Origin of the sequence: Rhodococcus pseudokoreensis (assembly GCF_017068395.1) — a bacterium.
In the GTDB taxonomy this organism is placed as follows: Bacteria; Actinomycetota; Actinomycetes; order Mycobacteriales; family Mycobacteriaceae; genus Rhodococcus_F; species Rhodococcus_F pseudokoreensis.
The window spans coordinates 8,217,248-8,231,249 of record NZ_CP070619.1 but is presented as its reverse complement, the minus strand read 5'-3'; the positions used below and the strand labels follow the sequence as shown (position 1 = coordinate 8,231,249).

13 protein-coding genes are annotated in these 14,002 nt (G+C 67.0%); 4 read left to right on the top strand and 9 right to left on the bottom strand.

From position 1 onward, the window contains the following. Window positions 1-39: 39 nt before the first annotated feature. Together JWS13_RS42910 and JWS13_RS42905 are read right to left on the bottom strand one after the other, a co-directional pair. Window positions 40-1,104, bottom strand: coding sequence for an LLM class flavin-dependent oxidoreductase (locus JWS13_RS42910; protein ID WP_206011154.1), 1,065 nt, complete (start codon window positions 1,102-1,104; stop codon window positions 40-42). A gap of 30 nt (window positions 1,105-1,134) precedes the next feature. Then, window positions 1,135-2,244 (bottom strand): acyl-CoA dehydrogenase family protein, encoded by a 1,110-nt coding sequence (locus JWS13_RS42905; RefSeq protein WP_206011152.1) that lies wholly within the window; start codon window positions 2,242-2,244, stop codon window positions 1,135-1,137. Window positions 2,245-2,624: 380 nt separating this feature from the next. On the opposite strand from JWS13_RS42905, the gene JWS13_RS42900 reads away from it, so the two are divergent. From JWS13_RS42900 to JWS13_RS42890, 3 genes are all read left to right on the top strand, one after another. Further along, on the top strand, window positions 2,625-3,854 hold the full coding sequence (locus JWS13_RS42900) for an LLM class flavin-dependent oxidoreductase (protein ID WP_206011151.1): 1,230 nt from the start codon (window positions 2,625-2,627) through the stop codon (window positions 3,852-3,854). A gap of 34 nt (window positions 3,855-3,888) precedes the next feature. Then, window positions 3,889-5,256 carry an NtaA/DmoA family FMN-dependent monooxygenase gene (locus tag JWS13_RS42895; RefSeq protein ID WP_206011150.1) on the top strand — a complete coding sequence of 456 codons (1,368 nt, stop codon included), beginning with the start codon at window positions 3,889-3,891 and terminating at the stop codon, window positions 5,254-5,256. Window positions 5,257-5,372: 116 nt separating this feature from the next. Beyond that, window positions 5,373-5,876: a GNAT family N-acetyltransferase gene (locus tag JWS13_RS42890; protein WP_206011148.1), complete on the top strand. Its 504-nt coding sequence runs from the start codon at window positions 5,373-5,375 to the stop codon at window positions 5,874-5,876. A 178-nt stretch (window positions 5,877-6,054) separates the two neighbouring features. Here the strand turns inward: JWS13_RS42890 and JWS13_RS42885 are convergent, their stop codons facing one another. The 4 genes from JWS13_RS42885 to JWS13_RS42870 are packed head-to-tail and all read right to left on the bottom strand — an operon-like array spanning window position 6,055 to window position 8,752. Further along, the gene (locus tag JWS13_RS42885; RefSeq protein WP_206011147.1) at window positions 6,055-6,825 is read right to left on the bottom strand and encodes an SDR family NAD(P)-dependent oxidoreductase; all 771 of its coding nucleotides are present in this window, start codon (window positions 6,823-6,825) and stop codon (window positions 6,055-6,057) included. 36 nt (window positions 6,826-6,861) lie between these two features. Then, window positions 6,862-7,629, bottom strand: coding sequence for an SDR family NAD(P)-dependent oxidoreductase (locus tag JWS13_RS42880; protein WP_206011146.1), 768 nt, complete (start codon window positions 7,627-7,629; stop codon window positions 6,862-6,864). Window positions 7,630-7,639: 10 nt separating this feature from the next. Continuing rightward, a complete protein-coding gene (locus JWS13_RS42875; RefSeq protein WP_206011145.1) occupies window positions 7,640-8,146 on the bottom strand; it encodes a VOC family protein in 507 nt (168 codons plus the stop codon). A gap of 36 nt (window positions 8,147-8,182) precedes the next feature. Continuing rightward, on the bottom strand, window positions 8,183-8,752 hold the full coding sequence (locus tag JWS13_RS42870; RefSeq protein ID WP_206011144.1) for a cupin domain-containing protein: 570 nt from the start codon (window positions 8,750-8,752) through the stop codon (window positions 8,183-8,185). Window positions 8,753-8,975: 223 nt separating this feature from the next. On the opposite strand from JWS13_RS42870, the gene JWS13_RS42865 reads away from it, so the two are divergent. Then, window positions 8,976-9,860, top strand: coding sequence for a LysR family transcriptional regulator (locus JWS13_RS42865; protein WP_206011143.1), 885 nt, complete (start codon window positions 8,976-8,978; stop codon window positions 9,858-9,860). A gap of 140 nt (window positions 9,861-10,000) precedes the next feature. On the opposite strand, the gene JWS13_RS42860 is transcribed toward JWS13_RS42865, so the two are convergent. From JWS13_RS42860 to JWS13_RS42850, 3 genes are all read right to left on the bottom strand, one after another. Further along, on the bottom strand, window positions 10,001-11,227 hold the full coding sequence (locus JWS13_RS42860) for an aminotransferase-like domain-containing protein (protein WP_206011142.1): 1,227 nt from the start codon (window positions 11,225-11,227) through the stop codon (window positions 10,001-10,003). A gap of 37 nt (window positions 11,228-11,264) precedes the next feature. Continuing rightward, window positions 11,265-12,407, bottom strand: coding sequence for an LLM class flavin-dependent oxidoreductase (locus tag JWS13_RS42855; RefSeq protein ID WP_206011140.1), 1,143 nt, complete (start codon window positions 12,405-12,407; stop codon window positions 11,265-11,267). Between the two features lie 202 nt (window positions 12,408-12,609). After that, a complete protein-coding gene (locus JWS13_RS42850; protein WP_206011139.1) occupies window positions 12,610-13,971 on the bottom strand; it encodes an MFS transporter in 1,362 nt (453 codons plus the stop codon). Window positions 13,972-14,002: the final 31 nt, after the last annotated feature.

Sequence of the window (14,002 nt, the reverse complement as noted above, 5' to 3'; positions counted from 1 at the left end):
GGGCGGACTACTGTGAACATCCTGGTAGCGCGTCCGCGCTCACTCCCCCAGTAGCGGCAACAGCTGATTGCCCTGACGCTCGATCTCCCGTAGATACGGGGTGTCCGACAGCACGAAATGGGTGATGCCGAGGTCCTGATACTTGCGCAGCGACTTCGCGACGTCTTCCGGGGAGCCGACGAGCCAGGTGGTGCCGGCGCCGCCGCCACCGACCTTGCCGGGTGCTGTGTACAGATTGTCGTCGAGCACCTCGCCGCGGGTAGCGAGGTCGAGGAGTCGCTGCTGTCCCACGGCCGTCTGGCGATGCGGGTTCTGCGCAGGTGCACCCTGGTTTTTCGCCATCTCCGCGACCCTCGCCTCCGCTTCGGCCCAGGCCTGCTCGGTCGTGTCCCGGACGAAGGTGGTGATCCGCAGACCGAACTCGAGCGGTGCATGCTCTCGGCCGAGTTCCTCGCTCAGTGCCCGCAGGCGCTCGATCCGTTCCCGCACCCCTTCGAGGGGTTCGCCCCAGAAGAGTTGGACGTCGGCTTCGGCTGCTGCTACCCGCTCGGCGGCGTCGGAGGCCCCACCGAAGTAGAGCTTCGGGTGGAGCCGGTCTCCGCGTGGCGCGATTCGGGGCACCACCGTGGAGTCGGTGACCTGGAAGTGCTCGCCCCGGTAGGTGACGTTCTCCTCCGTCCACAGCTTGCGGACGAGTTGCAGGAACTCCTTGGTGCGCGCGTAGCGAGCGGCCTGGTCGCTCTCGCGTTCGCCGTACGCTCCCAGGTTGTCCTTCCCGGACACGATGTTGACCCGAACGCGGCCACCGGACAGGTGGTCGAGACTCGCTGCAGCGGAGGCGAAGTGAGCCGGAGACCAGTATCCGGGCCGAACGGCGACGAGGGGCTCGAACGTCGTTGTCCGGGCGGCGAGGGCCGTCGCGACGGTGAGGGTGTCCGGGCGACCCCAACCGGTGCCGATCAATGCGCCCTTCCAGCCGTGTTCCTCGAGGGCATTCGCCTGGGCGGTGAGGGTGTCGAGGCTGTTGTGGTCGACCGTGACGGGCTCGCCGCGGTGTCCCGGCGTCACCTGATTCGGGATGTACCAGAGGAATTCGAGACTCATGGGATGATGATTCCTGTTCGGTGGTGGTGATCAGCGGGCGAGTTCGGCGAGCTGCGCCCGGCGAACATCGGTGGTTTGCCCTTGGACCAGGACGAAGAGCGCCGACCGTGCATGAAGCTGCGCCGTGTCGTCGCCACTCAGGCCCCGGCCGGCCCGCGCTATCAGCAGTGCACGGGTGATCGTGGACAACGCCTCGCCACTGGCGACCTTCGTCGCGAGGCGTTCGTCGATCCGGTGCGGACCGCCTCCCGCGGCGGTGGCCTCATCGGACAGCTCGTACGCCGTGCTCCTGATCCGCGCGATGCGTGGCCGCCACGTTGCCGCCACGTCCTGGGCGAGCGGCTGTCCTGACTGCTCCAATTCCTGGAGGACCGTTTCTGCAAGTCCGAAGTGGTGACCGCGTGCATCGCTCGCCGTGCCGATGTCGTTGAACCGAGTCTTCTCCAGCGATTGAGCGGAGAGCACGTGCTCGTCGGGTACGAACACGCCGTCGAGTTCGACCCGCGCGGTCCGGCTGCCGGCGACGGCGCCGAGTGAGAGCGGGCCGGTGCTGCGTGTGCGGTCGCTCACCGGCACGAGCGCGGTGACCACGGTCTCGGTCTGCCGTTCCACCGCGGCGACAGTCAGCGCGTTGTTGAGCCCCCACCCGCTGACCCAGGAGATGGCGCCGGTGAAGATCCAGCCACCGCTCGTCCTTTCGGCCGCGATGTAATGGCCGGGGAACCTCCGGACGTCGCTGACGCCGGCACCGAGCAGGAGTTCGCCACGCAGAATTCGCTCGGCAAGTTCCGAAACCGGTTCGCCCGGTTTCCTGGATTCGACGATTCGCCCGGCCATCGGCGCGTGCTGCGCCCAGACGAGCCACGTGTTGAAGCACGCGCCGGCGATGATCTCGTGCAGGCGGCGATCGGTGTCGCGGTCTATGGCGAGGCCACCGTATTCCCGTGGCGCCTGATGGTTCAGGAGCCCCAGCGCAGCGAGTTCGCCGATCCGTCCTGCGGCGACTCCGTCGCGGTCGGTCGACAGGGCTTCGGGGCGCAGCACTCGATCGGCGTACTCCCGCACCCGAGCGACGAATGGGTGGCGGTCTGCGGCTGTCACGGATTCGGCCGCACTGACGGCCGTATTCGCCGCTGTCATGTCGTCCCTTCCCTATTTCGGTCCCAGAGGGATGCCTGGCACGCGACAGAGTGACGGTGGCCGGCATCCGGACATCGAGAGACTAGCCCCGGTTGTCGGCGTCGGGCGTTCACCGCCTCCGCCATCCACGGCGAGAAACAGGGCCTGACGTGGGACAGTTCGATCCACTCGGACATTAATTCGTCCCGATCGGAAACATGCAGTGCAACTGCATCTTCGGCCGCTGGGGTTTCGATCCGGCTGAAGAAAAGGGGCGCTCGAACATACGACGAACCGTAGGCTCACGGGCGACCATCCGGAGCGACCGAGAGACCCTTGGTTCGTGGTGCGACCGAGCCGTTTCACCGTCACTGCTCTTCCCGAGACTGGAGTCTTCGTCGATGACCTCGAACACCCCCTTGCATCTCGCCGCCGCTCTCGACGGCGCGGGCTGGCATCCCGCCGCGTGGCGCGAGCCGAACTCGCGCCCGGACGAGTTGTTCACCGGCGCCTACTGGACCGATCTCGCTGCCGTCGCGCAGCGCGGCCTGCTGGACTTCGTCACCATCGAGGACAGCCTGGCGGCACCGGTGAATCGCTACGCACCCGACGCGGCCGACTCCGTGGACCGGGTCCGCGCGCGCATCGACGCGCACCTCGTGGCGGCGAGAATCGCCCCGCTCACGCGGCACCTCGGCCTGATCCCGACGATCACCACGACGCACACCGAGCCGTTCCACGTGTCGAAGGGCATCGCGACCCTGGACTACACCTCCCGCGGTCGCGCGGGGTGGCAGGTCAAGGTGTCCGGGCATGCCGACGAGGCCGCACACTTCGGCCGTCGCACCGTCCCGGAACTCACCGCGCAGGACTGGACGGCGATCGCGGAGGGCACGTTGCCGCAGGTGTTGGTCGACCTGTTCGACGAGGCCGGCGACTTCGTCGAGGTCGTCCGCCGGCTGTGGGACAGCTGGGAGGACGGCGCGGAGATCCGCGACGTCGAGACCCGCCGGTTCATCGACCGCGACAAGCTGCACTACATCGACTTCGAGGGTCGCTACTTCAGCGTCCGCGGCCCCTCCGTCACACCGCGACCGCCGCAGGGCCAACCGGTGGTCACCGCACTCGCCCATCAGGCGCTGCCGTACGAACTGGCGGCCCGCGGCGCCGACCTCGTGTTCGTCACCCCGGCCGACGACGTCCACGCGCAGTCCGTTCTCGCCGACGTGGCCGCGGCATCCGAACGCGTCGGGCGCACCGGTGAGCCGCTCCGGGTCTACGCCGACCTGGTGGCCTTCCTCGACAACGACCACGAATCCGGGGCAGCCCGGCTGCGTCGCCTGGACGGTCTCGCCGGCATCGAGTTCGCCTCGGACGCCACCGTGTTCACGGGTTCTGCCGGCGACCTCGCAGACCATCTCGCGGCATGGCAGCAGTTAGGATTCGACGGTTTCCGGCTGCGACCGGGAGTCGCCGTCGACGATCTGGAGGCGGTGTCGTCCACGCTCGTGCCGATCCTGCAACGGCGCGGTCTGCTGCGCACCGAGTACCCCGACACGTCCCTGCGCGGTGTGCTCGGCCTGCCCACCGACGTCCCCAACCGGTACGTCACGGGAACCCCGGCCGCCTGAGACCCCGCGACCCTTCAGACAAGGACACGTCACGATGAACACACTCAAGAAGCAGGTCATCCTCGGCGCCTACCTCGGAGGCGTCAACCACCACACCGCATGGTGGGATCCCCGGGCGGGCAGCCAGATCGAGTTCGATTCGTTCGAACACACCGCACGGACCGCCGAGCGCGGCAAGTTCGACTTCTTCTTCCTCGCCGAGGGTCTGGCGCTGCGCGAGCGCGCCGGGCAGATCTTCGACCAGGACATCATCGGCCGCCCCGACACCTTCACGGTGCTCGCGTCCCTCGCCGCCGTCACCGATCACCTCGGACTGGCCGGAACCATCAACGCCACGTTCAACGAGCCGTACGAACTCGCCCGGCAGTTCGCGTCGCTCGACCAGCTGTCGGGTGGTCGGGCGGCCTGGAACGTTGTGACTTCGTTCGACGCGTTCACCGGGCAGAACTTCCGTCGCGGTGGATTCCTGGACCATTCGCAGCGCTACGAGCGCGCCGAGGAGACCCTCGAAGTGGTGCGGCAGCTGTGGGATTCGTGGCGCGGTGACGACATCGTGGCGGACAAGGAAAACGGCCACTTCCTGCGCCGCCCGGACGCCGGAACCTTCGACTTTCACGGCGGCCAGTTCGACATCCGCGGCCGGTTCACGGTGCCGCGCAGCCCCCAGGGCCGCCCGGTCCTCCTGCAGGCCGGCGTGTCACCGCAGGGGCGCGATTTTGCGGCAGGCAACGCCGACGCGATCTTCTCGCCCTACGGGAAGCTGCCCGAGGCCGCCGAGTTCTACCGCGACATCAAGGCCCGCGCGGTCTCGTTCGGGCGCAGCGCCGACGACATCAAGATCCTCCCCTCGGCCAGCTTCGTCCTCGGCGACACCGAGGCCGAGGCGTGGGAGAAGTACCACGAGGTCCGCAACCAGCAGGTCACCGGCCAGACCGCGCTGATCCTGCTCGAGCAGATCTGGAACCGCGACCTCTCCACGTTCGACCCCGACGGACCTGTCCCGGACATCGAACCGGATCCCGACGCGCCGCCGATCATCCAGGGCCGCGCCTTCACGTACCAGGACCGGTTCGAGACGGTCGCCACCTTGCGGGCCGTGTCGGAGGCGAAGAAACTCACCCTGCGGGAGACCGTCATCGACCAGTTCGAACGTGGCCCGATCGTCGGCACCGCCGCCCAGGTCGCCGAGAAGGTCGATGCGTTCGTGCAGAACGACGGCTCCGACGGATTCATCATCGGCTCCCACCTCGTGCCGTCCGGTCTCGACGAGTTCGTCGATCACGTGGTGCCGTTGCTGCAGGACCGGGGCGTGCTGCGCACCGAGTACACGGGAACCACGTTGCGCGACAACCTCGGCCTGCCGGTGCCTCACGATCGAATCCCCTATCCCGACCCGGTGTAGAAGAGAAGGGTTTCGGTCACCGGATAGCTTTGTGGTTACGGTGATTTCAACTATCGACCGCGGCATCGACGTCATGACACTGTGATTCTTCGAATCTAGTCGTACGGAGAACAGTCATGACCGAAAGTGCCACGCGCACCGAGTTCGTCGTCCGCACAGCCTCGTGGTCCGATCCCGACGCGGTGACATTGCGGGCGGCCATGGCGGCGGAAGTCGGCCCCAGGTATTCCGACCGAGTGTCGGACGCCGTGCGGGCCACCACCAACGCGGTGGATCCGGAATCGGTGCATCTCACCGTCCTGGTGTACGTCAGAGACCTCGAGTCCGCGGAGCCACGAGCCGTAGGCCACGCGGCCTTGCGCTGGAACGGCGACGATCTCGAGTTGAAGCGGATGTTCGTCGTCAAGGAGGAACGGGGAACCGGCGTCTCGACCGCGCTGCTCACCGCGGTCGAGAACGCGGCCCGAGACGCGAGGCGACCCCGCTTGATCCTCCAGACCGGCGACCGGCAGCCCGACGCGGTCAGGCTGTACGAGAAGAGCGGCTACTCGCGGATCCCGACCTTCTCCCCCTACGAGGCCCTCCCCTTCTCGAACTGCTTCGAGAAGGTGTTCGGGTAGGTATCGATCGGTTCGCACAGCGCGCTTGCGGCCAGGACTCGCAGATCGAATCTCCTCGGCACGACGAGGCACCAGGATTCGACACCGACGAAAACTATGCCGGGTTCGGCCGACGGATGCCAAGGCCCCGCGGTCGGCGCCCGGACAATCCGGGCGCCTCTCTCCGCACGTGCCGTCGTTACGCGGTGGTTCCGCCGTCGGCGCTGTAGACGGCACCGTTCACGAACGACGCATCATCCGACAACAGCCAGGCGACCAGCCGCGCGATCTCCTCGGCTGTGCCGTATCGACCGAGTGGGATCTGCGAGATGAGCTGGTCGTGGACGGTCGACGCGTTGCCGGGCGCCCACTGCTCCGCGAGGCTGTCGATCATGCGGGTCGCGATCTGACCGGGCGCGACGGCATTGACCCGGACGCCGCGTCCTCCTGCCTCCAAAGCGGCGCTGCGGGTCAGGCCGACGACCGCGTGCTTGCTGGCGGCATACGCGGAGAGCCGGGGAACACCTCGGATACCGGCCTGGCTTGCGGTGTTGACGATGGCGCCTCGCCCCTGCGCGTACAGGTGCGGAAGCACTTCCCGCATTCCGAAGTACACGCTTCCCGCATTGACCGCGAGTACCTTCCCGAACTGGTCCGGGTCGCTCTCGTCGAGAGCGGTCGCCAACCCTTCGATTCCGGCATTGTTGTGCAGGTAGTCGATGCGCCCGAAATGCGCGCGCGCCGCCTCGACATACGCTCGTGTTCCGTCGTGAGTGGAGACGTCGGCACCGACCGCCAGACAGTACTCTCCGAGTTCGGTCTCCAACTCCTTCACAGCGTGCTCGTCGAGGTCGACGGCGGCGACGCGGATCCCGTCCGCGACCAATCGGCGCACCGTCGCGGCGCCGATCCCGCCGCCGGCCCCGGTAACGATTGCTACGCGGCCGGCACCTTGGTGATCGTCAATCATGTTGCCTCACTTGTCATCGATTTCGTTGTGATCGGGCTACTGCGCGGTGTATCCGCCGTCTACGAGGAGAAGCTGACCGGTGACATAGGACGAACTGTCGCTCGCAAGATGTGCCACCGCATCGGCGATGTCGTCCGGGGTCGCGGTTCTGCCCAATGGATGTTGCGCAGCCATCGAATCCCACTGGGCGTCGTCGCTGATCTTGTCGGCGGTGAATCCCACCCGCGCGAAACTGGGGCCGACGGCATTTACGCGCACTCCGTGCGCGCCGTATTCGACGGCGGCGGCCTTCGTCAACCCGAGCACCGCGTGCTTTGACGCCACGTACGCACTGATGTTCGGCATCGCAACGGTGCTCATGATCGAGGCGATGTTGATGATGGAACCTCCGCCCGCGGCCGACGAGGTCATCGCTGCCAATTCGGCTTGTAGGCAGTAGAACACGCTGCTCAGGTTGACGTCGATCACCTGTTTCCAGGCGTCGAGCGGGTACTCGGCGAGCGGCACCATGTCGCCGCCGATTCCGGCATTGTTGACCGCGATGTCGAGGTGGCCGTACTGGCCGACCACGGAATCGACCACCTCGCGGACTGCGCAGGGATCGGTGAGGTCGATCTTGTGGAACGTTGCGACGCCTCCGGCCTCCCGAACAGCGGCGGCGGTGGCTTCTCCGCCGGCAGGATCGCGGTCGAGTACCGCGATTTCGGCGCCCGCCGCCGCGAGCCGCCGACAGATCGCGCGGCCGAACCCGCCGCCGCCCCCGGTAACGAGCGCAGTCTTGCCGGCAAGGTGTGGATCACTCATGGATATTCCTTCACTCGTGTGCGGAGGTGCGGTTAGCCCAGGTCTGATCGAAAGTGCCCGAGCTGATTTCGAGGATGTTGCCGAACGGGTCCTCGCAGTAGACGACGTCGCGACCGGGAAACAGCGTCCACACCTTGCTGCGCTGCTTGCCGCCGTGCCGCTCGATATGTCCGGCCAACTCCGCGACATTCGGCCACGTCAGGCACACATGGAACGGCCCGGTGCGCCAGTACTCCACCTGGTCCGGCTGCGTGGTGGCGGGCGAGAGGAACTGGAACAGCTCGACTCCGGTGCTGTCCCCGGTGGCGAGAAAGGCGACGCGCAGGCTCCCCCACTCAACCCCGAAGATATCGCTGAGGACTTCGCCGAACGGTTCGTCCTCTTTGCCGATCTGCATCGGTCCGCCGAGGACGGTGAAGCGCAGTACCTGTCGATACCACTCGACAGCCTCGTCGAGGTCGGGGACGGTGATCCCGACATGGTTGAAGGCCGGCGTCGACGATAGAGATGAGGTCATGGTTCTCCGATCGATGAGCTGTGCAGGATGAAGCGGCTACTGGAGATCGGTCGATCCGTACGAGTAGTCGACCAACTGGGTGTTGTGCACCGCGTCGTTGTCTTTGGCCATGTAGTAGTGAAGTCGCGCATCACCCATGACGGCGAGTTGCCCGTCCTCGGTGTAGCCGCCGATGGGCCCGTCGAACATCGCGAGCATCACGCAGCCCGTTTCGGTCGAGAAGGGCTCGTGAATGGTGCCGGCCGTTTCGACCGTGAACGAGTGGGGTGTTCCAATATCAGGGATCGTCTGCCCGTCGACGACGACCGTTCCGTCGTAGTAGTAGAAGCCGCCCTCGAGGATGTACACCTGCAGGTTCCCGACATGCCAGTGCGAAGTGGCCTTGATGCCCGGATCCACCTGCAACAAGAGCGTGAAGGCACCCGAGACGAGGTTGCAGTAGAGCAGCTTGTAGCGCGTTCCGGGCATCAGCCAGTCGGTCCACTCGGTCTCGTCCATGGTGTGGAAGTCCCGCCGATCCCCCTTGGGGGTGTTTCCCGGGCTCGTCATCCAGAACAGCGGATTCCGGGCGGTGGCGGGTGCGGCCGTGCCGTCGACAGCGGTCATCGAATTTCTCCTGCGAGATTGGGGGATGGAGGTACTGACGTCCGGCCGGGACGAGGGCTGCTCGACGGCCTGTGACTCGTAACACTGTGCCGCCGGAGCGGGACGAACACCAGGTCCTATCCGGCGCCCAACGTTAAGCAACACTTACCGATCCGTGCGGATGATCCTGACGCGCACACTTGCAGAATGAAGAAGACGCACGCCGGAACCGGGAAGGAAACCCATGGACATACACCCCCGCGTCTTACGCTACTTCCTGGTGGTAGCCGAGGAACTGCACTTCCGCCGCGCTGCCGAACGCCTCTACATCACCGGACCCGCCCTGAGCCAGCAGATTCGCCACCTCGAGCGTGAGCTCGGGTTCGAGGTCCTGAGAAGAACTTCCAGGTCGGTGGACCTCACAGACAAGGGCGCGGAACTGGTACCGCTCGCACGCGCAGTTGTCGACGCAAGCGACACGCTGTCCGCCTGGGCTGCGCGCGCAGACCAGGGAACGACGCGCATTCGGATCGGGTTCATGGCCACCGGGGCCGGTGAGCTCACCCAGGGGATCCTGAATGCCACGAGCGCGAATCTCCCGCTTCTCGATGTGCACCTGAAGCATCTCGAGTGGGGCGACCAGACCCGTGCGCTTCTCGAGAATCGGGTGGACGTGGTCTTCACACGCGAACCTGTGCGAGCTGACGATCTGCGATGCACCGTGGTCTTGAGCGAGCATCGTGTAGTGGTGCTCCCCAGCAGCCATCCTCTCGCGAATCGGTCGACCGTCACGTTCCGCGAGATCGCGGAGGAAACGTTCCTGCCCAGCGAAACAGGTTCCCAGGAATGGATCGACTACTGGCTGGTCAACCCTCGCCCCGACGGATCCGCGGCGCGAACCGGACCCTCGATTTCAACGGTCGAAGAGATGCTCGAGCAATGTGCGGCCGGCACCGGAATCGCCATCACCGCGGAGTCGGTCCCCCACTTCTACGCCCATCCCGGCGTGCGTTTCGTCGTCGTCGAGGACCTGGCACCTACACGCGTTCTCCTGTGTGCTCGTTCAGACAATAGCGATCCGACGGTGCGCAAATTCGAGCAGCTTGTCGAGGACATTGCCCACAGATGAAGCCCTCTGCCTTCCTGCGATGCAGTACTCGGATGCCAGCAGTCAGCCCGGGCCGGGCACCCATGTCCGGAAGAGACAGCACCCTTCCTCACTCGCCTGCCGAAAGCGGCATCGATATTCGTCGCGGCGCCGAGAGAAGGTCAGCGGCGCGACGCGGAGTGCACCTCACGGACAGCCCGGGCGATGCGCTGCGCCCCGAGACGGAGGTTCCCTTCGCTCTGGTTCGTGAAGCCCAGACGCAGGCTGCGGGCGTACAGTCCGCTCGCTGCGGGGTCGAAGTAGCGGCCCGACGAGAAGTCCGCGCCGAGCGCGTTCGCGGCGGCGCGCACCTCCGCGAGGTCGATATCGGGGTCGGTCACCGTGACCCAGGCGAAGATTCCGCCTTCGGCCTGCGGAATCGACATCAAATCACCTGCCTCCGCGGTGAGAACGTCGGACAGCAGATCCGCTCGCTCCCGGTAGAGGGTGCGGGCGTTCGCGACGATGCCGTCGAACAGTCCCGGCCGGTCGAGCAGATGCGCCACGGCGGACTGGGTCAGTAGCGACGCGTGCTGATCGAGGTTCGCGCGCAACCGCAACAGTCCGGCCTGGAGCCAGGTCGGGGCGACCGCCCATCCCAGCCGGAGCCCGGGTCCGAGGGTCTTGGAGAACGTGTTGACCCGCACCACCCGATCGCTGTCGAGCGGGAAGTCCGGAACGGCCGTGCCCCGGAACCGGAGCTCGCGGTACGGGTTGTCGGAGACGACGACGAATCCGTAGCGCTCGGCGAGAGCGACGAGGCGCAACCGGTCCTCGGCCGCGAGGGTCGTGCCGGTCGGATTGTGGAAGTCGGGGATCACGTAGAACAGCTTCGGGATCCGACCCGCCTGCAAGTGGCTCTCGAAGACATCGAGGTCGACACGTCCCCCGGTGTTCGGCACCGGCAGGAGTTGGGCGCCGTAATGGTCGAGTACTCGCAGCGCCACGGGAAAGGTCGGGCTCTCGACGGCCACCAGGTCGCCGGGGTCGAGGAGGGCCGCGAATACCAGGCTCAGTCCGTGCAGGGCGCCGTTGGTGACGACGACCCGGTCCGGATCGGCAACGGATTCGTCGCTCTCACGCGCCGCGATCCATTCGCGGAGCGTCTCGATGCCCGGGGCCACCGAGTACTGCAGCGCCCGTGCACCTGTCGGGGGTGACGCGAGGGCGACCGCGAACGCGGCCGCCAGTTCGTTCACCGGCAGCGCCTCGTCGGCGGGGACCCCGCCCAGCAGGCGGATCGCGTCCGACGGCAGGGAGGCCGGCGGGGGTCCGAACCCGCCCGCCTCGAGCGGGCGGGTGATCAAGCTGGACAACGATGGCGTAGAAGGGGAAACGAGGCTCGTCATGTTCGGAGTTCCTTCGTGGTCGGGACAAATCGGCGGATCACGCGGCGAGGGCGCGCTCCGGAATCGCGGGCAGGCCGAGATTTCCTCGAAGCGTGTCGGATTCGTAGTCCGTGCGGAACAGTCCGCACTTCTGCAGGATCGGAACGACGTGCTCGGTAAACGCCTCGACACCACCCGGACCTTGCCCGGGCATGACGATGAAGCCGTCGGCACCGCCGTCGACGAACCACCGTTCGAGCCGGTTCGCGACCTGTTCGGGTGAGCCGACCGCGCGGCCGTGACCTGCGGACCGTTGCTGCAGTGTGATCAACTGCCGGACCGTCCAGCCCTCGTCCACCGCCAGTTCGCGGAACACACCGTAGCGGCTCTGCCTGCCCTGTACCGACACGACCGGCGGCAGCCACGACGGCGGAATCGCGTCGTCGAGCGCGAGGCCCGACAGGTCGACGCCGGACAGTTGCCCCTCGAGCGCCGTGCGGGAGGCGTCGCTGTAGTGCTGTTCGAACAGGTCGTCGTCGATCCGCTTGGCCTCCTCCTCGGTGCCGCCGATCGTCGTGCTGATTCCGGGTAGAACGAGGATGTTCGCCGGGTTGCGGCCCGCTGCGGCGGTCCGGGCCTTCAGGTCGCGGTAGAAGGATTGGGCTCCGCGCAGTGTCTGCTGCGCGGTATAGACACCCTCGGCGAACGCTGCCGCGAACGCCTTGCCGTCGTCGGACGAGCCTGCCTGGAACAGCACCGGGTGGTGCTGTGCCTCGTGTTCGGGCAGCGGTGCGTCGCCGAAGTTGCGCTCCCCCGCAGCCGATGTGACCGCGTTCCACCCCACGCGGCCACCGGAAAGGTGGTCCAGCGACTGCAATTGTCGCGCAAGGTTGAACGGCGCCGTGAACGTCGTGGACACCGTGGGGACCAGCCCGATGCGCTCCGTCACGGCGGCGAGCGCCGAGAAGAGTGTCAGTGGTTCGGGTTTCGTACCCACCTCGGTGTCGGAGGTCAGTCCGTCGGCGGCGAACAGAACGTCGAACTTCGAGGCTTCCGCGGTCCGGGCGAGATCTGCGTAGTGGTCGAGGACGCGGCCGGTGTGCCGGACATCGCCGGGGCGGACCTGTCCGCGGGCACCGTTGCCGGGCGGGTTGGTGAGGAGGCCGAGCCGGATCTGCCGGCGGGCGGGTTCTGCTGACACGATGCTGTGCTCCATTGTCGTTGTGCGGCGGGTGAATCACGCAGAAGCGCGCTCGCTCGCTGCATGTAGTCCACTGTCCGGCAGCGTGTTCCGACAAAGCGTGTGACCAGTCTCCAAGCCGCCCGGTCGTCCTACAAGAGTTTGTCTCGCACCGATCCGAAGCCGCCGCTGCTGCAGCCCCGAGGGCAAGGCCACGGAACCCTCAGACCCGCCTCCGCCGGCTGTCCCAGACCGCACATGCCGACGACAACGCCAGCATTCCGGCGCACACGGCAAGTGCCGCCGCCATCGCACGGCCGTAGTTTCCGGGGTCCACCGAGAGGACCCCGAGATAGAGGCCGGGCACCGCGGCGAGGCTGACCGTCGCCGACAACCGTTGCGACAACTGCAGGAATCCGACGGCCACGCCGCTCACTCCGGGCGGCGCGTGCTCGAGCGTCATCGCACGGTTGGGGGCGTCGACGAATCCGCTTGCGACCCCGGACAGGACGGCAAGGGCCGCGACCACCACGAGGACCGACGTCCGCGGCAGCACCGTGACCGCGAGCACGTATCCGGCGACCACGAAGAGTTCCGCGACGATCGCACCCACCACCGCGGCGCGACCGAACCGAGCGACCACCCGCCAGCCGACTGCCGACGTCACGGCCATCATCACCGAACTCCCCGACATCACCAAGGCCGCGTGCAGCGGTGCGATGCCGAGTCCCTCGATCAGGTAGAGGCTCATCACGGCGTTCATCGCCAGAAGGGCGCCGAACCAGAACAACGCGACCGCCGTACCCAGGGTGTAGCCACGTGCCCGCATCAATGCAGGCAACAGCACCGGCGTGCCGCCGCGACTCGCGTACCGCCGTTCCCACCAGCGGAAACACCCCAGGACCAGGATCGAACCCGACACCGACAGCACCGCTCGCGTCGCCCCGAAGTGCGACACCATGGGCAGCAGCAGAAGCGTCGTCGCAGCCGCGAGCAGCCCGAGACCGACGACATCGACGGTCGCACCCGACCGGGAGCGGCTGTCGCGGCGCAGGAACAGCGCACCGAGCATCACCGTCACGACCGCGAACGGGACGTTCAGCACGAGCAGTAACCGCCATCCCCACTCGGGACCGCCGATCCCGAGGAGCACACCACCGAGGATCGGACCGATGAAACCGGCGAGTCCTCCGGCCGTTCCGTACGCCGCCAGAGCCTTGGCTCGACGCGGTCCGGAGTAGCGGTCGGAGATGATGCCGAGGACCTGGGAGCTGACGACTCCTGCCCCCACACCCTGACCGAGACGGGCGGCGACGACGGTCCACGGCTCCGCGGCGAGTGCCCCGACCAGGCCCATGACGGCGAACAGGCTCAACCCCGCGAGGAACAGCCGTCTCCGGCCGATCAGATCGCCCATCCGCCCCGCCGGGACGAGCGCGAGACCGAAGGTCAGCGAGTAACTCGCCAGAATCCACTGCACGTCCGCCGTCCCCGCGTCGAGGGACGACCGAATGGCCGGCAACCCGATGCCCAGCACAGCGGAGTCGAGGAGTGTGGTGAAGCCGGCGGCGGCGCAGACGAGCACCTCTCGACGTCCTGCCGTGTCGCGAGGCGCC